We start from the raw sequence: 19,442 nt of genomic DNA, 5'->3' as shown, positions 1-19,442 counted from the left end.
GGTGTTATCGGGTCAGTTCGATGTCGCCGTGCTGGAGGACGGAGACGTCGAAGTCCGGCGGGACGATGATGGTCGAATCCTTCTCCGCGATGATGGCGGGCCCGGAGAGCGAGTGGCCCGCGCGGAGGTCGGTGCGGTCGACGAACGGCGTCGCGTGCGCCTCGATCTCGCCGTCGACGTCGAAGTAGACGTCGTCCTTGAACAGGACGTGCTCCTCTACCATGCTCGTCGCCTCGGGGATCGTGACGAGATCCGCGGTGGGGAGCCGGCCGTACGCGGTTACGCGCTCGTTGACGAGTTCGACGGCGTTCTCGTCGAAGCCGTGACCGAACTCGGATTCGTGGGCGGCGTCGAACGCCGCGTCGATGCGCTCGATCGGGCGAACGCGGCGGCCGTCGCTGACGGGGACGGTGAGTTCGTACCCCTGTCCCTCGTAGCGACAGTCCGCGCTCAGTTCGAGATCGATGCGTTCGTCGGCGACGCCGTCGCGGTGAAGGCGATCCTCGGCGTCCGCGACGAGGGCGTCGTAGTCGGACTGGAGGCGCTCGCGGTCGAGGTCGCTCAGCGTCTCGAAGGTCGTGTGTATCTGATCGAACTGCAGATCGGTCGTCGAGAGCCCAACCGCAGAGAGGACGCCAGAGCTCGCCGGGATGAGCGTGCGCGATACGTCCAGTTCGCGCGCGACGTCCGCGGCGTGCATCGGACCGGCACCGCCGAACGCGACGAGCGTGAAGTTCTCCGGATCGCGGCCCTTCTGCACCGTCTTCGACCGGATGGCGTTCGCCATACCGTTGTTCACGATCCGGAGCACGCCGGCGGCCGCCTCCATCTCGTCCATGCCGAGCGGATCGGCGAGCCGCTCGCGGATAGTCTCGCGTGGCGCGTCGACGAGCAGGTCCATCTCGCCGCCGAGGAAAAACTCGGGGCGGATACGGCCGAGCGCGACGTGCGCGTCCGTGACCGTCGGGTCGGTGCCGCCCCGGTCGTACGCGATCGGCCCCGGCATTGCGCCCGCGGATTTCGGACCGACGCGGAACGCCCCCGTATCGTCGAGGTAGGCGATGCTCCCGCCGCCGGCCCCGATGGTCTCGATGTCGATCATCGGGATCATCACCGGATAGCCGCCGACCTGCGTCTCACGGACGTTCGCCTTGACGATTTCGTCATCGGCGACGATGCCGATGTCAGCGCTCGTCCCACCCATGTCGAGCGTGATCGCGTTCGTCGCCTCCGAGTCGGGCGTGTTGACGTCCGTCCGTCGTTTGCCGCCGAGGATGCCCGCGGCCGGCCCGGAGAGCAGCAGTGTCACCGCACGCTCGGTCACCATCTCCTCGGTCGCGATGCCGCCGTTCGACTGCATGACGTGGAGGTCGGCCGTCACACCGAGCGACCGGAGTTCCCGCTCGAACGTCTCGATGTATTCGACGACGGTCGGCCCGATGGCCGCGTTCATCGCGGTCGTCGTGAACCGCTCGAACTCGCGGAACTGCGGATACACCTCGCTCGACGTGGTGACGTACACGTCGGGGGAGACGTCCTCGATGATCTCTTTCGCCCGCGCCTCGTGTTCGTCGTTCAAGTAGGAGAAGAGAAAGGCGACGGCGATCGAATCGACGCCGGCGTCATCGAGGGCACGTGCCGCCTCAGCGACGGCGTCTTCGTCGAGCGGCGTGCGGACGGTCCCGTCCGCGTCGATCCGCTCCGGAACCGTCATGCGGTGGCGACGCTTCGTGAGCGGGTGCTGTTGCCACGGGACGTCCTGCTGGATAGAGTAGTTCTGTGGTCGCTTGTGACGGCCGATGTGGACGATATCGCGGTACCCCGCCGTCGTGATCATCCCGACCTCGACGCCCTCGTGTTCGAGGACGGCGTTCGTCGCGATGGTCGTCCCGTGGAAGACGTAGTCGAGTTCGCCCGGAGGGGTGTCGGTCATCTCGCAGACCTCGTGGACACCGCGGAGCGCGCCCTCCGAGGGATCGTCCGGCGTCGTGCTCACCTTGTGAACCGTCCGTTCGTTCACGTCGTCGTCGGTGAGATAGACATCGGTGAACGTCCCACCGATATCTATTCCTAATATTTTCATCTATAGGCCTACACCGAGCCAATCGGTCAAAAATATTGTGCCGTGTTCGGCATGTGAACGAGATGTTCGAGATGCGATTTACTATCGACAGTGAGCGTCGGGGGTTCCACACGAGTGGCAGGTCGGGCGGAGTGCGGTAGGGGTCGTTCGAGCACGAGAGAGGGCAGATAGCGCGCGGACACGGATCTAGCATCTAGCCTTCCGAAAGAACCTAACGGGCGGGTTCGGTACCACATGACAATGTCTTCCAAAGTGGTGGTCCTCGGGACGGGCGGTACCATCGCGAGCACGGACGGTGACGACGGCGCGACACCGAGCCGGAGCGGCACCGAGCTCGTCGATGCCGTTCCGGGTATCGAGACCCACGCGGACCTCGACGTTCGGGAAGTCGTCCAGACGCCGAGTTTCGACATCGATCCGGACGACATCGCCGCGGTCGCACGCGGTGCCCGCGACGCCGCCGCCGAGGGAGCGACCGGTGTCGTCGTCACGCACGGGACGGACACGATGGAGGAGAGCGCCTACTACCTCGATCTGGTGCTCGATCTCCCCATCCCGGTCGTCCTCACCGGCGCACAGCGGCGTCCCGACGAGGTGAGCCCGGACGGCCCGAGCAACCTCCTCACTGCGGTTCGCGCCGCGACGAGCGAGCACCTCGCCGGGGCGGGCGGGGTCTACGTCGCGTTCGACGAGGAACTCCACGCCGCCCGCGACGTCACGAAAGCGCACACGAGCGCGCTCTCGACGTTCGTCTCGCCCGACGCGTGTCCGATCGTCCGCTTCACCCGCGAGGGGGAACGCGTCCTCCGCGCCCCCGGAAGTCGCTCCGTCACGCTCGACGTGACCGAAACGTCGGCGGACGTCGAGATGGTGAAAACGGGCGTCGGCGTCGGTGCGCGACAGCTCCGCGCCGCCCTCGACGCGGGTGTCGACGGGATCGTCGTCGAGGGGACCGGCCTCGGCAACACGACCGGCGCGCTCGGTGACGCGATCGCCGACGCCGTCGACGCCGGGACCCCCGTCGTTCTCACCTCGCGCTGTCACGCCGGCGCCGTCGCTCCGGTCTATGGGACGTCGGGCGGCGGGGAGACCCTCCACCGCCACGGCGTCATCAGCGGCGACGACCTCCCCGCGCACAAGGCGCGCGTGAAGCTCATGCTCGCGCTCGCGGCTTCGGACGGCGACGGTGAGACCGTCCGCGACGCGTTCGCGTAGGCGGCGCTCGTTCTCCGCCGGCGCTCTCTCTCACACGCCCTCGGCTTTCGCGGCCGCGACCGTGTCGATGACGTCCTCCATGTTGTCCGTCAGCGGATAGACGACCGGTTCGGTACAGCCGGCCTCGCAGTAGTCGCCGAGCCGCTCGATGACGTCCTCGCGCGTCCCCGTCGCAACGATGTTCCGCACGACCTCGTCGGGGACGTGCTCGGACGCGCGCTCGATGTCGGCAGCGGTCGCCGGCCAGTCGAGTTCCGCCTCGACGCGTTCGGCGTTCGCGTCCGAGATGCCCGACGCCTTCGTGATGTGTGGCTGCTGGCCGATGTACTGAGTGGCGAGTCCGCGTGCTTCGTCGAGTGCGACGTCCACGTCCTCGTCCATCGAGACGGCGATGAGTTGCGGACGATCGACGTCCGCCATCGATCCGCCCTGTTTCTCGACGCCGGCCTCGAGCCGCTCGAGACCGCGCTCGACGTGCTCCGGCGGGATGAAGTAGTTCATGAAGATCCCGTCGACGATCCCCTTACCGACGAGCTCGCCGGTCATCTGGTGCATCGTCTCGCCCGTCGCACCGATATAGATGGGGACGTCGCGGGGCTCCGCGTCGGCGCGTACGAGGTCGAGCTCGATGTCCTCGACCTGTATCTCGTCGCCGTCGTAGGTGACGTTTTCGAGGTCGAGGAGTTTCCGCGTGACCGTGCAGTACTCCCACATGTGGCGTAGGGGGTTCCCGCGGTCGATCCCGACCTTGCTGGCGAGCGGATCCCACCACGCGCCGATACCGAGTTTCGTCCGGCCGCCCGAGAGCTCGTGAAGCGTCGAGAACGTCTGCGCCATCAGCGCCACGTTCCGCGTGTAGCAGTTCGTTACCCCGGGTGCGATGTCGATCTCGTCGGTGACTTGCGTGTACGCACCCATGACGGTCATGGCGTCGCGGACGAGCCGGGATTCGCCCTGCCAGACGGAGTCGAGTCCCGCCTCCTCGGCGTACTGCGCGTAGTGCAGTTCGTCGGTGATGTCGGGCTTCTCCCAGTTCCAGATACCGGCGCGGGTGAACTCGCGGTCGGAATCCATTAGGATGCCCCCGTCGGTGTCGTGGTCGTGACGCTATCGCGCTTCGGGAATGTCGTCCCACTCATACCTCACGATCTACTTTGAAGATAGGTAATAAATGTATGGGTGGTCAGTAGAACGCGTTTCAGTAATTAGTACTGAGTATCGAACGCTGAAACGCGATCGTACGTCAAAATTCGAATTTTGGTGGAACGGATCGCTCAGTGACCTCTCTCGCGACGGTTCACGCTAGACGTATTCACCCTCGGCCTCGTAGACCGTCGGGTCGTCGTCGTATTTCTCCGCGACCGTCTCCAACGAGGTGAACGAGGCGTTCTCGTGCTCTTTCACGTAGCCGATGAAGTCCTCGAGATGCGTGATCATGTGCGGGAGTCCGTGGATGTCCGGGTGGATGGTGAGCGTGTAGACCCCGGCACCGCGACGGTTGTAGAGGAAATCGAACTGGCGCTTGTAGTACTGTTCGTACATCATCTTCGGGTCCTTGTAGCCCGCGTGGTAGTTCGGCTGCTTGATGAACTGCATCGCGGGAATGTCGTCGCGGAACCAACTGATCGGGATCTCGACGACGTCCGTCTCCTCGCCCTTCTCGTACGGCGTCATCCACGTCTCGGCGGGCTGGTCGTACTGGATCTTCTCCCAGCTGTCGCCCTTGCGCATGTAGCCGGGGTCGAACTCGCTCTCCATCAGGCTGCTGTCGTAGAGGAAGCCGTACTTCTCCACGAGATCCGGCGTGTTCTCGCTGTACTCCCACCAGCTCGCCCGGTGACCGACCGGCTTCTCGCCGGTGAGGTCCTGGATGAGGTCGATCGATTCGCCGATGATGAAGTCCTCCTGCTCGCGCGAGAGGTCGGTCGGGTTCTCGTGCGAGTAGCCGTGAACACCGATCTCGTGGCCGGCGTCGGCGACGGCCCCGACCTCCTCCTCGAACGTCTCGATGGTGTGGCCGGGAACGTACCACGACGTGTCGATGTCCTCGTCTTCGAAGAGTTGGAGCATCCGCGGGATCCCCTCCTCGCCCGCACACAGCCCGCGAGAAAGGTCGGCGAGCGAATCCTCGCCGCCGTACGATCCGAGCCAACCCGCGACACAGTCCGCGTCGACGCCGATTGCGATGTCTACATCTCCCATTGTTCGCGTTTACCGATCCACTGCCGACTGTCTTATCGGTATTTTATCCGGCAATTATTCACTCTTCTGCCTCTATATTGGTCATTCGTTCTCCAATTTGTGGTCAGAGGCCGTCAGTGCATCGCGTCACCACCGTCCGGACTCAGCGTCTGGCCGGTGTAGTACGCACCGGCGTCGGAAGCGAGAAAGACCGCCGTCGGCGCGACGTCCTCAACGCGGCCGAACCGCCGCATCGGGATCTCCGCCGCTTTATCGCTCTGCCACTCCTCGCTGATGTCGCCGAGGAGCGGTGTTTCGACGGGGCCGGGTGCGATGGCGTTCACCGTCACCGTCGGCGAGACCTCCCTCGCGAGCGCACGCGTCATCCCGATGACGCCGGCTTTGGCGGCCGAGTAGTGGACGAGCTCGGCGCCGCCCTTAATGCCGAGCTGCGAGGCGACGTTGACGATCGTCCCCGATCCCCGTTCGAGCATCCCCGGGAGAACGAAACGCGTCGTCAGGAAGACGCCGCGGAGATCGACGGCCATCGTCTCGTCCCACATCTCGACCGGCATCTCCGCCAGCGGCGACTGCGTGAGGATCCCGGCGTTGTTGATCAGCGCGTCCGGCGTCCCGTATGCCGATTCGATATCGTCTACCATGGCACGCACGCTCGCCTCGTCGCCCACGTCGGCGGCGAGCGCGACCGCGTCGCCGCCGTTGGCCTCGATATCGGCGACGACGGCGTCGGCCCGCTCGCGCTCGTCAGGCGTCGGCGGGTGGTTCACCGCGACGGTCGCGCCGGCTTCGGCGAGTGCGCGCGCGATACCGGCTCCGATACCGCTGCTCGCGCCCGTGACGAGCGCGAGGGTGTCGTCTAATCGAAACATCGGTTCCAACGAGGAAGGCGTGGTAGTAAAAGCTACCCCGAAACTGGCGTTCTATCCCACATTGTTTCTCTTATTTCGCCTATTAGCATATGTACATACACGTTTTAGATTCAGAAGACCCCAAACGTTATCCTCGTGTATGTCCGACTCGGAACCGATGAGTACGGAAACGATTCGGGTAGAGTCCCTGTCAAAGCGCTTCTCGCGCGAACGGGTCTTGGACGGTATCGACCTCACCGTCGACAAGGGGGAGTTTTGCGTCGTCGTCGGACCGAGCGGCTGCGGGAAGAGCACGCTGTTGAAGTGCATCGCCGGGCTCGAGGAGTTCGAGGACGGCGACGTCTACCTACGCACTCGACCCGCGGCTGAACTCCCCGTCGAAGAGCGGGATATCGGATTCGTCTTCCAGGAGTTCGAGGAGACTTTGTTCCCGCACAAGACCGTCGCGGAGAACATCGCCTTCGGCCTCGAACAGCAGGCGACCGACTACGACGACGCCGAGGTAGAAGGGCGCATCGACGATATGCTCGAACTGCTGTCCATCGAGGAAACGAGAGACAGCCGCCCGAGCGAACTCAGCGGCGGGCAACAACAGCGCGTCGAGGTCGCCCGACAGTTCGTCCGGGAGTGCGACATCATGCTCCTCGACGACCCGCTGGCGGACCTCGATTACAAGCTTCAAAAGCGCATGGAGCTGGAGATCCGCCGGCTCCACGAGCGTCTCGGGAGCACGTTCATATACGTGACCCACAACCAAGAGCAGGCGCTGACGCTCGCGGACACGCTCGTCGTGATGAACCGCGGCGTCATCGAGCAGGTCGGATCGCCGGCTGACGTGTACTCGAACCCCGAGACGGCGTTCGTCGGGCGCTTCGTCGGCGACTCGAACCCCTTCGTTGCGACGGTCGAATCGACCGGTGACGACGAACTCGACGTCGACACCGACGTCGGGACGATGCGCGCGACCGCCGTCGGTGACGCCGGCGTCGGCGACGAGTCGCTCGTTCTCGTCCGCCCGGAGGCCATCACCATCGACGACGAGCGCCGGGACAACACGTACACCGGGACGATCGTCGGGACGACCTACACGGGCGAGGAGACCGAGACCAGCGTCGCGATCGACGGCCTCGACCGGACCGTACAGGTCGTCCAGGCCGACCGCGCCGACGTCGGGGAAGAGGGAGACGACGTGCTCGTCGGGTGGGACGCCGACGACGCCCGCTTCTTCGATCGACTCAGCGAAGACGAGGAGGAGACCATCGAGGAACTCTTGGAGGTGTGACTCATGTCTAAAACCAACGCGACGACCGGCGACGCGAGACGGGACGCCGTACTCGACGTCTCGGAGCTGACGAAGATCTACCCCGACGGCACGCTCGCCGTCGACGGCATCAGCTTCGACGTACAGGCGGGCGACTTCTGCGTCATCATCGGGCCGAGCGGTTGTGGGAAGTCGACGACGCTCCACTCGCTGGTCGGAACGATCGAAGCCACCGATGGAACGATCACGCTTGACGGGGCGGATATCACGGACGCGCCGACGTACGAGCGCGACATCGGTTTGGTGTTTCAGGACTTCCAACTCTTCCCCCACCTCTCCGTCGCGGAGAACGCCGCGTACGGGCTCGAACGCATCGGCGCCGAGGACGACGAGATCGAGGAGCGCGTCGACGACGTCCTCGAGATGATGAACCTCGCGGATCTCGCCGACCGCCAGCCGACGGAGCTCTCGGCCGGGCAGAAGCAGCGCGTCGCGCTCTCGCGCTCGCTCGTCCTCGAACCCACGCTCCTGCTGCTCGACGAGCCGCTGGGGGACATGGATTACAAGCTCCAGAAACAGATGGAGCGCGAGCTCCTTCGGATCCACCACGAGCTCGACATTACGTTCGTGTACGTGACACACGATCAGGTGCAGGCGATGCGGCTGGCCGACCAGATCGTCGTGATGAACGACGGCCAGATCGAGCAGTCCGGGAGCGTCGACGAGGTGTATAACTCGCCCGCGACGGCGTTCGTCTCAACGTTCGTCGGGGACTCGAACACGTTCTACGGGACGATCACCGATATCTACGACGACGGCGCTCTCGTGACGCTCGATACGGTGTTCGGGGAGTTCCGTGCGAGCACGTCAAACCTCTACTCGTCGCCGGCCGATCTCCGCGGGGAGGAGATCCCGTTCGCGGTCCGTCCGCAGTCGGTGACGCTGGGCGACGGGAAACCGAACACCCTCGACTGCACCGTCATGGACGTCCTACACAACCCCGGGTCGGGCTCGCAGGTCATTCTCGAAGCGACGGGGCGCGACGGGCTGGCGAAGGAGGTCCAGGCGAAGACGCGGGACAGCGGCGTCGACGTCGCCGGCGAGACGACGGTCTCGTGGGACCCCGCGGACACGATCCTGCTGGAGAAGACGAGCGTCGTCGACGGCATCGACTTGAGCGAAGACATCCTCGGGGAGTAGTCGTCCCCGGACCCTCACTGCGCCGTCCAGCCGCCGTCGACGCTCAGCACGTGGCCGGTGATGAAGTCGCTCTCGCTGCTCGCGAGGAAGATGGCGGCGTCCGCGACGTCCTCCGGTTCGCCGAATCCCGGCCACGGAGTCAGCGTCTCCCACTCGCTGATGATCTCGGGGTTGTTCGCGCGCCACTCGGCGTTCTGCGCGGTCTTGATGATGCCGGGTGCGAGCGCGTTCACGTTGACGCGGTCGTCGGCGTAATCGATGGCCATCTGTCGCGTGAGGTTGGCGACACCGCCTTTGGAGGCGCAGTAGGCGGCGCTGTTCGATCCGCCGACGAGGCCGTAGATCGAGGCGAGGTTGATCACCTTGCCGTGCTCGCTGGCCGCGAGATGTGGCAGTGCGGCCTTCGATCCGAGGTACACGCCGCGGAGGTTCACGTCGACGATGGCGTCCCACGCGTCCGTCGGCGTCTCGTGGACGGGGTACTGCTGGTAGATCCCGGCGTTGTTCACGAGGACGTCGAGTCCGCCGAACTCATCGATAGCCGTTTCGACGGCGGTCTCGACGGCCGCTTCGTCGCTGACGTCCGTCTCGACGTAGGCGTAGTCGGCGTCCACGTCGTCGAGTCGGTCGAAGACCGACCGTTCGTCGTCGAGCTTCGGCTCTCGGCGGACGTCGGCGATCACGACCGACGCCCCTTCACGTCCGAAGGCGGCCGCGATCGCGTTCCCGATGCCGGAGCTCGCGCCCGTGATGAGGGCGACACGATCTGCGAGTCGTTCCATGGAGGCGAGTCACGCTCCGACGCCATATACGCATCGACGAACGATCCACGACAACGGGATTTCGTTAATCGTGTTTGGCACGAAGGTTGTATTTTGGTAGACAAATATCTACCAATTGGCTACAGAATGCAATTTTTAGAAAGCTTTATGTTTCTATGTGGTTCGGTTGGTAGTGTAACGCATGACCACAGGTATGAAGAGACGGAACTTCGTGAAATACGCCGGCGTCGGCGCCGCCGCGGGATTGGCTGGCTGCTCCGGTGGCGGCGGTGGCGACGGCGGTGAATCGGACTCAGACGGGACGACGTCGGGATCGAGCGACACGCTCGACTCGGGCTCGCGGCCTCTGCAGTGGATCGGTCCGGCGTGGGCCGCCCGCAGTGGTCAGTCTGATAAGTTCACTGAGATGACTGGTATCGACCTCGAGATCACGACCGCGACCAACTCGACGACGCAACAGCGCGTGTTGAGCGGCGGGCAGAGTAGCCTGGACGCGGTGAGTTGCGATACGAGCGCCATCGGCGCTATCGCGACCGACAACGACGCGACCTACGCGCTTCCGACCTCGGACTTCTCGAACTGGACGCCAGACACGGTGGCGGACCTGTTCACCGACCCGGGCAGCGCGCTGGAGGGCCTCGGACAGCAGGTCGAGACGTACAACGAGATCCTGTGGGACGACCCCGGAGAGCAGACGGAGTTCAAGTTCCCGCCGACCATCTGTAACTTCGACGCCATCGGGTCGAACCCGAAGTACGTCGACGAGGTGTCGAAGTGGGGGGCTCTGTTCGACGACCAGTACGAGGGGCAGGTGGCGATGGGCGGGACCGCCGCCATCACCATCCCGGAGGCCATCATGTACCTCCTCGACAACGACATGATCGACGGTGATATCGGGACGCTGAACAACCCCACGGAGGGGCAGATAGACACCGCCGTCGACTTCCTCATCGACCAGAAACAGAGCGGGCAGTTCCGCTCGACGTGGACGGCGTACGGAAACTCGGTCAACCTCATGTCGAGCGAAGAGGCCGTCATCGGAGACATCTGGCAGCCGGCCTGCCTCGACGTCCGTCGCTCCGGGACGCCCTGTAACTACGCTACGATGAGCGAGGGCATCCAAGGCTACCGCTACTGGTACGGCGGGGTCGCCCCGCTCAAGCCGGGCGCGCAGGACCGCAACAACATGGCCGAAGTCCAGTCGCTCATCAACGACGTCCACTGGGGTGCGTGGTTCCCCGGCTACATCCAGAACTGGGGATACTCGGTCCCGCACTACCCGAACACGGACCTCGTCCGCGACGGTTCGGACGACTCGGGACAGGGTATGGGCCCCGAGTACTACGACTGGGCGTACAACGGCACCGGGACCTACCAGTCCGTCGAGAACGACGCGCTGTTCGACCCGCAGTCGTACGAGTGGTCCATGGAAGAGGGCGAACCCGCTGACGACGGCTGCGTCCGCGACAGCGGCCCGATCTCCGAGCGCATCGATCGCATCGGCTTCTTCCAGATCTGGCCGGACAACTCCTCGCACATGCTCGAGCGCTGGCGTGAGTTCACGAGCGCCTGAGCACAGTACACATGGCAACAGAACCAACACAGTCGTCTCGCGCTCGCCGCTGGCTGCCCACACGCTGGGAGTTCGGCGAAGTCCACGTCCTCGCCGGTCCGTCGATCGCGTGGTTCCTGGCCTTCCTCGCCGTCCCGCTGGCCATAATCCTCTACTACAGTTTCCTCACCTACGGGAGTTTCAGCGTCGTCCACGAGATCACGCTCGACGCGTGGCAGAACGCGGTGTTCACGCAGAACGCCCTCGAAGTGTTCGCGCGGACGCTCGTCATCGGCGTCGTCGTGACGGCGATAACGCTCGTCTTCGGCTACCCGCTCGCCTACTTCCTCCGGTTCTACACGTCGACCGTCGGGGGGACGCTCCTCCTGTTGTTCTTCGTCATCCCGTTCTGGACGTCGGGCGTCATCCGGACGATCGGTTGGCTCCCCATCCTCGGGAAGACCGGCGTCATCAACCAACTGCTCGTCATGGCCGGCTTCATCGACCAGCCGATAGCGTGGCTGTTGTACTCGCCGTTCTCACAGATCGTCGGCTACCTCCAGAACTACGTCGTGTTCATGGCGGCACCGATCTACATCTCGCTCTCGCAGATCGACGAGGGGCTCCTCGACGCCTCCGAGACGCTTCGGGGCGATCACGTCGCGACGTTCCGTAACGTCACGTGGCCGCTGAGCCTCCCCGGCGTCGCCATCGGGTCCATCTTCGTCTTCGTCCTTTCCATCGGGAACTTCACCGTCCCGCAGTTCCTCAGCGGGGGCGAAGCCACCATCACGACGCTCATCTACCTCACCGTCAACAACGGTTTGAACTACCCGGCGGCGTCGGCGCTCTCCATCGCGCTCCTCCTCGTCATCTTCGCCGTCGTCCTCCTCCTGCTCCGGCGGGTGGACATCAGCGAGATCGCGCAGAGCTAACACGCACTGCGATCTCCACGGTTCCTTCGACGCACGACTCCGTGAACTCGTTCCGGCGTCACGGGAGCGGAGCAATCGGAGACGGCGGTGAGCCGCGTGTGCTCACGCGTCCGTGAGGGAGTCCATGTGCTGTTCTGCGGCCTCGTCGTAGATGGCGTCCCCGGGGTCGGGCGCGTCCTCGTCCACCTCGGCGTCGATGGCATCGTCGACGCGGAGGATGAGCGACGAGACCGCGGTCGCCGTCCGGTAGCTCTCCGTGCGCCGCGTGACGGGATCGAGGACGCCGGCCTCGGCGGTGTCGCCGATCTCCGCGGCCGGGAGAACGAACCCCTGCCACGGGTCCGTCCGGTTCGCGGCGCGCAGGTCCGCCACCGTCTCGACCGGGTCGACACCGGCGTTGCGCGCGAGCGTGAACGGGAGCTGTTCGAGCGCGTCAGCGAACGCGGTCGTGGCGAGTGCGGCCCGCGATCCGTCGGCGCGTGCGGCGTCCCGGACGGCGGCGGCGGCGTGCGCTTCGGCCGCACCGCCACCGGGAACGACGCCGGGGTGCGAACCGCGTTCGCCGCGCGCGAGCGCGACCGCGGCGGCGGCCTGTCGAATCGACGTCGCCGCACGCTCGCCGAGATCGGCCGGGACGCCCTGCACGAGGACGCAGACGGAGTCCGGGGTCGCACAGTCCTCGAAGACGGTCATGCGGCGGGGGCGCGCGCGTGACTCGGCGCGCTCGATGCGGCGTTCCGCGACGACGCCGGCGTGGCCGAGGTCGTCGGCGGAGACGTCGTGGAGGTCCTTGACGACGGTCGCACCGGTCGCGCGCGCGACGTGCGAGAGCTTGAGGCGGTTGACGGCGCGGATGCCGACGACGTCGTGTTCGGCGAGGCGTTCGAGGAAGCCGTCGTCGATACCGAGTTCGGCGACGACGACGTCGACGCCGGCGCCGTGGATGGTCTCCCAGACGTCCGTGCGCCACGCGTCGAAGACCGCGTCGAGGTCGGCAACGTCGGTCTCCTCGTCGACGCTGGCGGTGTAGTCGTCCGGGAGGTCGGGCGTCCGGAGGCCACCGCGGTCGTGGCCGCCGAGGACGAGCACGGAGGCGTCCTCGACGCGGTCGGGCATCGAGTCGAGGACGCGCGCGCTCCGATCGAGGACGGTCCCGCGGACGAGGCGCGAGTCACCGAGGGAACCGTCGCGGATCGTGCGGACGGGGAGCGTCTTCGCGGTCGGATAGCCGACGCGTCCAGCGGCGTCACAGGCCAGCTTTGCCCACGTCTCGGCGAGTCCGCCGACGTCGTTTCCGGTCATGGCCGTGCGTGCGACGGACCGTGCGGCGGCGTCGGGATCGTCGAAGTCGTCGAGCGGGCGGGCGAGGTCGGCGAGCGCCTCGGTCGCCACGTCGTTCGCGCGCCGGTATCCGCGGATCAGGTCGATCGGATGAACGCCGTCATCGACGAGCGATTCGGCCTCGCGCAGGAGAGCGGCGGCCAACGAGACGCTGGTGGTGACACCGTCGAAGACGTCCTCGCCCTCGACGTCGGTGTCACCGGGCCGTTCGGGGCCGACCATCCGGCGGACGACCGGCGCGACGGGGTGTTCGAGCGGGAGCGATTCGAGGATCGTCGCGCCGTCGCTGGTCGTGACGTAGTCGTCGACGGCGACCTGCCCCGGAGCGGGGTCTTGGCGCGATTCGAGAGCGTTGATCACGAGCTTGTCGCGGGACGCGGGCCCGTAGGTGGTGTCGAGCACGTCGGCGATGGCGCGGACCGCGACGACGTTCGCGTGTGGGAAGATCGGTGGGTCGACCCGCACGTCCTCGACGTCGCTCTGACGTCCGGCGATTTCGGTCGGCGGAGACATCTACGGGATACACTCTGTCGCACGGGTAAAAGCCTATTCCCGAGAGCGGGACAAAATATCCGATACGACCACCGGTACGTTTATAGTGTATTCTCATGTAACACAGCCTGAATGGCTACGAGTCAACAGTCGTCCAGTAAATATGGGAATAATACGACAGTAGTGTCGCAGTGGGTTCAACGGATCCACATCGGAACGGTACTGAAGGTATACGCGTTCCTCATCGGAGTGTACGTCTTCCTCCCGCTTCTCTCGGTCATCGGGTTCTCGTTCAACTCCGGAGGGTTGACGTTCCCGTTCTTGGAGTTCACGACGCGGTGGTACACGGAGCTGTTGAACAGCCCAGAGATGATCGCCGCCATCGTCCGATCGCTCCAGCTCGCGCTCGTCGTGACCGTTATCACGACCGTCATCAGCACCGCGACGGCGCTCGCCTACCGGCGCGACTTCTGGGGGCAGAAAGCCCTCCTCTACGTGCTCCTCGTCGGTATCATCACTCCGGGAATCACGTACGGCGTCGGGGCGACGCTCCTGTTCAATCAGACGCTCGGGCTCTCGAAACAACTCTGGCTCGCCGTCCCCGTTCACGTCGTCTGGACGGTCCCGTTCGCGGTCATCGTGCTCCTCGCCGGCTTCCCGCCGCACCTCGCGCAGAACGAGCGCGCCGCGAAGATGATGGGCGCGAGTCGCCTCACCCGTTTCCGCGAGGTGACGCTCCCTCAAATCATGCCGACCGTGCTCGGGGCGGCCGTCTTCGCCTTCACCCTCTCGTACAACGAGGCGACCCGCGGGCTCTTGCTCATCGGGCAGGATATGACCATGCCGATCCGCATCTTCTCCATCGCGTCCTCACGGCGCGCGACGCCGGAGCTCTTCGCACTCGGGAGTCTCACGACCATCGTGTCCGTCCTGCTTCTCGTCGGCGCGGGCGCGCTCGTCGTCTACGGCTCGAAGCGCTAAGTACAGATGATCGTCTGCGGTTCTTCGCGCTATTCCAATCACGTGAGCGTGTTTTTCCGACGCAAACATTCATGTGGTCACTTATCGACAGAGCGTACGTATGAGTTTCACCCTCGATAGGGATCGACTAGTCGAGACGATGCGGGAGCAGGCGGACATCGGTGGCACGGAGAACGGCGGCCTCCATCGCCTCGCGCTCTCCGATGCCGACAAGGCGGTCCGGGACTGGTTCGACGAACGCCTCACGGAACTCGGCCTCGACGTTCGGGTCGACGAGTTCGGCAACATGTTCGCGCGCCGCGAGGGCGCCGACCCGGACGCGGATCCGCTCCTGCTCGGCTCGCACCTCGACTCACAACCGTACGGTGGCATTTACGACGGCGCGCTCGGCGTCGTCGCGGCCATGGAGTTCGTCCACGAGCTCGAAGCGCGCGACATCGAAACCGAACGCCCGGTCGAGGTCGTGAACTGGACGAACGAGGAGGGGTCGCGCTTCCAGCCCGCGATGCAGGGAAGCGGCGTCTGGGCCGGCGAACTCGACCTCGAAGAGGAGTACGCGAAGACTGATGCGGACGGGCATACGGTCGAGGAGGAACTCGAACGCATCGGCTACAAAGGCGACGAACCGGCGGCGCCGCGAGGCGACTACGACGCCTACCTCGAACTGCACATAGAGCAGGGGCCGTTCCTCGAGGAGAACGACAGGGACGTCGGCGTCGTCACCGGTATCGTCGGCTTCACCTGGGGTGCGACGACGTACTACGGCGAGGCCGACCACACCGGATCGACACCGATGCAGTATCGCTCGGACGCGCTCGTCGCCGCGGCAGACGTCGTGACACAGGTCCGTCGGATCCCGAGCACGCTCGGCAACCGGACGGTCGGGACGGTCGGTTCGATCGAGGCGGAGCCGAACTCGATCAACATCATCCCCGGCGAGGTGACGTTCACGTGGGGGTTCCGCGATCCGAGACGCGAGGTCATCGACGAGGCGAAAGAGCGCGCCCTCCAAGAGATCGATGCCGCGGCCGAACGCGAGGGCGTCGACTACGAGTGGGAAGAGCGCATGGACGTCGATCCCGTGCGTTTCGCCGAGCGCTGTACGAGCGCGATCGCCGACGCGGCCGACGCGCTCGGCTACGACGCGATGGAGGTGTTCAGCGGCGCCGGCCACGACGCGACGTACGCGAATCAGGTCTGCGATACCGCGATGGTGTTCGCGGTGAGCGAAGGCGGAAAGAGCCACACCGAGGAGGAGTACACGAGCTGGGACGACTGTTACGCGGCCGCGAACACGTACGCGCGCGCCGCCCTGACGCTCGCGGGACGAGCGAACTGAAAACGAACGAAGCGGTGCGCTTTCGCGGCGAACCGGGACGCGGCGATCGCGTCAGGGCGACCAGTCGGGGATGTCGCGTTCGAGGAAGGCACCGTGGCCGGGATCGCCGACGACGTCGCCGTCGTCGGCGACGAGTTCACCGCGGACGTAGGTCCGTTTCACGCGGCCGGTGACTTCGCGGCCCTCGTAGACGGAGAAGTCGGCGACCGACTCGTTGTCGTCGGCGGTGATCGTGTACGATTCGTCGGGGTCGAAGACGACGACGTCGGCGTCCGTACCGGGATCGAGGGTCCCCTTCTCGGGCAGTCCGAACGTCTCCGCCGGCCGGGTGCACATCGTGCGGACGAGGAAGGGGTAGGAGAAGCCGCGTTCGTTGACGGCTTCGTCGTGGAAGACCGGGAGACTGGTCTGGAGGGCGTTCGCGCCGAAGGTGCTGTCCCACCAGTTCTCGACGGTCTTGCTGTCGAGCGTGTAGCCGCAGTGGTCGGTGGAGACGATGTCGATGTCGTCCTCCGCGAGGTGCTCGAACATCGCCTCGATGTCGTCGGGTTTCCGGATCGGCGGGGCGATCATCGCCTGGTTGCCGACCGCCTCGTAGACGGTGTCGTCGAGGGTCGTGTAATGCGTGCACGTCTCCGTGCGGACCATGCTCCCGTCGTCGCGGAAGTCCGCGAGCACCTCGGCGGACTTCCGACAGGAGGTGTGGACGCCGTAGTACTTCGCGCCGGCCTCGGTGGCCATTCGAACGGCGTCCTCGGCGGCCATCGCTTCCGCGTAGTCCGGCCGGGATTGCGGGTAGTCCTCGGGGTCGCCGCGCCCAGCTTCCCGGAAGCGCTCGGTGAGCATCTGACAGACGGAATCGTCCTCGGTGTGGACGGCGGCGACCGCGTCGAGCTCCGCGAGCCGTTCCAGAACGCGCTGCATGAAGCCGTTCTGGAGTCCGTGGTCGTACGTGCTGAACATCTTGATCGAGGTGACGCCGTCCGCGACGACGTCATCGAGGTCGTCGAGCACCGCCGGGTCGTCCGCCGTGATCGCGCCGTGGAGCGAGAAGTCGATGAGCGCGTCCTCGCCCCGTTCCTTCGCGGCGTCGATCGCCTCCGGAAGCGTGTCGTCGCCGTCGATGACGCCCATCTCCCCCGCCCAGCGCTGGAAGGCGAACCCGATCAGAGTGGTCGTGCCGCCGACGGCGGCGGCGCGCGATGCGGTCTCGTAGCTATCGGCGGAGAAGGGGTCGTCGACGTGGACGTGCGGGTCGACGATCCCGGGAAGGACGAGTCGGCCGGTCGCGTCAACGACATCGTCCGCGTCCGGGAACGAGTCCCGTTCTCCGACAGCGTGGATCTTCTCGCCATCGATGGCGACGTCGGCATCGTAGGTGCCGTTCGCCGTCACGACAGTGCCACCTCGAATAACGGTATCGATTATCACAACCATTCGGTTGCACCGCGAGTAGATAAAAATTCGGTGAGGTATGCTGAATTTGAGTCTGTATCCAACACATATATCGAGGTATAGTGGCTGTATAGGCAGTAGAGTGGGACGATCGTATCGGCCCCGATCGCCGCGCCAGTAAGTATTCAGTGTTTGTCCCGGAATGACCACGTATCGAAGAACAATGATCTACGATCCGCTCATTCACTGAACGTGTTTCTGACTTTTTCGGGTTTACAGATACATAGTTGCATCTGATCCTATTACGTCCTTATGCATTTTATTACACCGATATTGCTGTAAACCATTCGGGTCGTCGGCAGGCCGTCGGGGCTCAGCCGAGCGACGTAGACGCGGCCGATCGGTCGGCGGGGGATTTATCTACTGACCCGACGAGTCTCCGGTACTGTGTTCGATACGGTGTTGATCGCGAACCGCGGCGAAGTCGCAGTGCGCGTCATGCAGGCGTGTGGGGAACTGGGGATCGAGACGGCGGCCGTGTACAGCGACGCGGACGAGAACGCCAAACACGTTCGGTTCGCCGACGAGGCGTATCACGTCGGCGCGTCGAAAGCGAAGGCGAGCTATCTCGATCAAGACGCCCTCCTCGACGCCGCTCGGGACGCCGACGCCGACGCCATCCACCCGGGTTACGGCTTCCTCGCGGAGAACGTCTCCTTCGCGGCCAACGTGGAGGACAGCGAGTTCGTCTGGATCGGTCCACCGAGCGACGTGATGGCCGATTTCGGCGAGAAGACGACGGCGCGTGCGATCATGGCGGACGCCGATGTCCCGGTTGTTCCGGGAACGGCAGAGCCCGTCGACGACGCCGACGCGGTGCGCGCGTTCGGTGAGGAGCACGGCTACCCCGTCGCGATCAAGGCCGACGGTGGCGGCGGTGGACGCGGCTTCCGTGTCGTCCACGGACCCGACGAGGCGGCCTCGCAGTTCGACGACGCGGTCCGCGAGGCGGACGCGTATTTCGACAACCCGAACGTCTACCTCGAACGGTTTCTGGAGGACCCGAAACACATCGAGGTGCAGATCATCGCGGACGAACACGGGAACGTCCGCCACCTCGGGGAGCGCGACTGCAGTATTCAACGCCGACAGCAGAAACTCGTCGAGGAGTCCCCCTCACCCGTTCTCGACGAAGCGACCCGTGAGCGACTGTGCGCGGCCGCCTGTCGTGGGGCCGCCGCCGCCGGCTACGTCAACGCCGGGACCGTCGAGTTCCTCTACGAGGGCGGCGAGATCTACTTCATCGAGACGAACGCCCGGATTCAGGTCGAACACCCCGTCTCGGAGAGCAGGACGGGTATCGACCTCGTCAAGTGGCAACTCCGCGTCGCGGCCGGCGAAGAACTCGACTTCGCGCAGGCCGACGTCGATCCGCGTGGGACGGCGATGGAGTTTCGCATCAACGCCGAGGACCCGTCGAACGACTTCACGCCGCTCCCCGGGACGCTCTCGACGTACCGGCCGCCGCGCGGTATCGGCGTCCGCGTCGACGACGGCGTCGACGAGGGCGACGCAATCGCGCCGTTCTATGACTCCATGTTCGCCAAGGTCGTCGTCTCCGGGACCGACCGCGAGGAGGTGCTGGCGCGCGCCCGCCGCGTGCTCACGGAGATCGAGATCGAGGGCGTGCCGACGACCGTCCCGTTCCACCGTGAGCTCCTCGAAGACGAGACGTTCATCGAGAACGAACACACGACCAAATACGTCGACCGGGCGTACGGCGGCGACTGAGCGC

At 65.3% G+C, this 19,442-nt stretch carries 15 protein-coding genes; 8 read left to right on the top strand and 7 right to left on the bottom strand.

Going from position 1 to position 19,442, the window contains the following annotated elements; genetic code table 11:
• Positions 1-4: 4 nt before the first annotated feature.
• A complete protein-coding gene (locus J2754_RS13630; RefSeq protein WP_211087755.1) occupies positions 5-2,083 on the bottom strand; it encodes a hydantoinase/oxoprolinase family protein in 2,079 nt (692 codons plus the stop codon).
• A 240-nt stretch (positions 2,084-2,323) separates the two neighbouring features.
• On the opposite strand from J2754_RS13630, the gene J2754_RS13625 reads away from it, so the two are divergent.
• The gene (locus tag J2754_RS13625) at positions 2,324-3,298 is read left to right on the top strand and encodes an asparaginase (protein WP_211087754.1); all 975 of its coding nucleotides are present in this window, start codon (positions 2,324-2,326) and stop codon (positions 3,296-3,298) included.
• A 30-nt stretch (positions 3,299-3,328) separates the two neighbouring features.
• Here the strand turns inward: J2754_RS13625 and J2754_RS13620 are convergent, their stop codons facing one another.
• From J2754_RS13620 to J2754_RS13610, 3 genes are all read right to left on the bottom strand, one after another.
• Positions 3,329-4,372 carry an LLM class flavin-dependent oxidoreductase gene (locus tag J2754_RS13620; protein WP_211087753.1) on the bottom strand — a complete coding sequence of 348 codons (1,044 nt, stop codon included), beginning with the start codon at positions 4,370-4,372 and terminating at the stop codon, positions 3,329-3,331.
• A gap of 228 nt (positions 4,373-4,600) precedes the next feature.
• Positions 4,601-5,500 (bottom strand): polysaccharide deacetylase family protein, encoded by a 900-nt coding sequence (locus J2754_RS13615; RefSeq protein ID WP_188879126.1) that lies wholly within the window; start codon positions 5,498-5,500, stop codon positions 4,601-4,603.
• Between the two features lie 113 nt (positions 5,501-5,613).
• Positions 5,614-6,369, bottom strand: a complete 756-nt coding sequence (locus J2754_RS13610) for an SDR family NAD(P)-dependent oxidoreductase (protein ID WP_188879129.1) — start codon at positions 6,367-6,369, stop codon at positions 5,614-5,616.
• A 157-nt stretch (positions 6,370-6,526) separates the two neighbouring features.
• Here J2754_RS13610 and J2754_RS13605 point away from each other — a divergent pair, with 157 nt between their 5' ends.
• Positions 6,527-7,651, top strand: a complete 1,125-nt coding sequence (locus tag J2754_RS13605; RefSeq protein ID WP_211087752.1) for an ABC transporter ATP-binding protein — start codon at positions 6,527-6,529, stop codon at positions 7,649-7,651.
• 3 nt (positions 7,652-7,654) lie between these two features.
• Complete coding sequence (locus tag J2754_RS13600; RefSeq protein ID WP_188879131.1) at positions 7,655-8,830, top strand: ABC transporter ATP-binding protein; 1,176 nt, start codon at positions 7,655-7,657, stop codon at positions 8,828-8,830.
• Between the two features lie 14 nt (positions 8,831-8,844).
• Here J2754_RS13600 and J2754_RS13595 read toward each other — a convergent pair whose 3' ends face one another.
• Positions 8,845-9,612 carry an SDR family NAD(P)-dependent oxidoreductase gene (locus J2754_RS13595; RefSeq protein WP_211087751.1) on the bottom strand — a complete coding sequence of 256 codons (768 nt, stop codon included), beginning with the start codon at positions 9,610-9,612 and terminating at the stop codon, positions 8,845-8,847.
• A gap of 181 nt (positions 9,613-9,793) precedes the next feature.
• On the opposite strand from J2754_RS13595, the gene J2754_RS13590 reads away from it, so the two are divergent.
• Positions 9,794-11,185, top strand: coding sequence for an extracellular solute-binding protein (locus J2754_RS13590; RefSeq protein ID WP_211087750.1), 1,392 nt, complete (start codon positions 9,794-9,796; stop codon positions 11,183-11,185).
• An 11-nt stretch (positions 11,186-11,196) separates the two neighbouring features.
• Positions 11,197-12,099, top strand: a complete 903-nt coding sequence (locus J2754_RS13585; protein WP_211087749.1) for an ABC transporter permease — start codon at positions 11,197-11,199, stop codon at positions 12,097-12,099.
• Between the two features lie 102 nt (positions 12,100-12,201).
• Here the strand turns inward: J2754_RS13585 and J2754_RS13580 are convergent, their stop codons facing one another.
• Positions 12,202-13,953 carry a TCP-1/cpn60 chaperonin family protein gene (locus J2754_RS13580; protein WP_211087748.1) on the bottom strand — a complete coding sequence of 584 codons (1,752 nt, stop codon included), beginning with the start codon at positions 13,951-13,953 and terminating at the stop codon, positions 12,202-12,204.
• A 162-nt stretch (positions 13,954-14,115) separates the two neighbouring features.
• Here J2754_RS13580 and J2754_RS13575 point away from each other — a divergent pair, with 162 nt between their 5' ends.
• Positions 14,116-14,913, top strand: a complete 798-nt coding sequence (locus J2754_RS13575) for an ABC transporter permease (protein WP_211087747.1) — start codon at positions 14,116-14,118, stop codon at positions 14,911-14,913.
• A 100-nt stretch (positions 14,914-15,013) separates the two neighbouring features.
• Entirely contained in the window at positions 15,014-16,252 is a 1,239-nt protein-coding gene (locus tag J2754_RS13570; protein ID WP_211087746.1) for a Zn-dependent hydrolase, read from the top strand.
• Between the two features lie 51 nt (positions 16,253-16,303).
• On the opposite strand, the gene J2754_RS13565 is transcribed toward J2754_RS13570, so the two are convergent.
• Positions 16,304-17,683 carry a dihydroorotase gene (locus J2754_RS13565; RefSeq protein WP_211087745.1) on the bottom strand — a complete coding sequence of 460 codons (1,380 nt, stop codon included), beginning with the start codon at positions 17,681-17,683 and terminating at the stop codon, positions 16,304-16,306.
• A gap of 411 nt (positions 17,684-18,094) precedes the next feature.
• Between J2754_RS13565 and J2754_RS13560 the strand changes: the two genes are divergently transcribed.
• Positions 18,095-19,438, top strand: a complete 1,344-nt coding sequence (locus tag J2754_RS13560; RefSeq protein ID WP_188879139.1) for an acetyl-CoA carboxylase biotin carboxylase subunit — start codon at positions 18,095-18,097, stop codon at positions 19,436-19,438.
• Positions 19,439-19,442 lie beyond the last annotated feature (4 nt).

It is taken from the genome of Halarchaeum nitratireducens, from assembly GCF_017874695.1.
GTDB lineage: Archaea > Halobacteriota > Halobacteria > Halobacteriales > Halobacteriaceae > Halarchaeum > Halarchaeum nitratireducens.
This window is presented reverse-complemented; position numbering and strand designations above follow the sequence as displayed.

Coding starts and splice junctions, on each gene's coding strand:
- J2754_RS13600 (WP_188879131.1), top strand. CDS start 7,655: ATGTCTAAAACCAACGCGACGACCGGCGACGCGAGACGGGACGCCGTA.
- J2754_RS13590 (WP_211087750.1), top strand. CDS start 9,794: ATGACCACAGGTATGAAGAGACGGAACTTCGTGAAATACGCCGGCGTC.
- J2754_RS13580 (WP_211087748.1), bottom strand. CDS start 13,953: ATGTCTCCGCCGACCGAAATCGCCGGACGTCAGAGCGACGTCGAGGAC.
- J2754_RS13630 (WP_211087755.1), bottom strand. CDS start 2,083: ATGAAAATATTAGGAATAGATATCGGTGGGACGTTCACCGATGTCTAT.
- J2754_RS13585 (WP_211087749.1), top strand. CDS start 11,197: ATGGCAACAGAACCAACACAGTCGTCTCGCGCTCGCCGCTGGCTGCCC.
- J2754_RS13610 (WP_188879129.1), bottom strand. CDS start 6,369: ATGTTTCGATTAGACGACACCCTCGCGCTCGTCACGGGCGCGAGCAGC.
- J2754_RS13605 (WP_211087752.1), top strand. CDS start 6,527: ATGAGTACGGAAACGATTCGGGTAGAGTCCCTGTCAAAGCGCTTCTCG.
- J2754_RS13570 (WP_211087746.1), top strand. CDS start 15,014: ATGAGTTTCACCCTCGATAGGGATCGACTAGTCGAGACGATGCGGGAG.
- J2754_RS13595 (WP_211087751.1), bottom strand. CDS start 9,612: ATGGAACGACTCGCAGATCGTGTCGCCCTCATCACGGGCGCGAGCTCC.
- J2754_RS13620 (WP_211087753.1), bottom strand. CDS start 4,372: ATGGATTCCGACCGCGAGTTCACCCGCGCCGGTATCTGGAACTGGGAG.
- J2754_RS13625 (WP_211087754.1), top strand. CDS start 2,324: ATGTCTTCCAAAGTGGTGGTCCTCGGGACGGGCGGTACCATCGCGAGC.
- J2754_RS13615 (WP_188879126.1), bottom strand. CDS start 5,500: ATGGGAGATGTAGACATCGCAATCGGCGTCGACGCGGACTGTGTCGCG.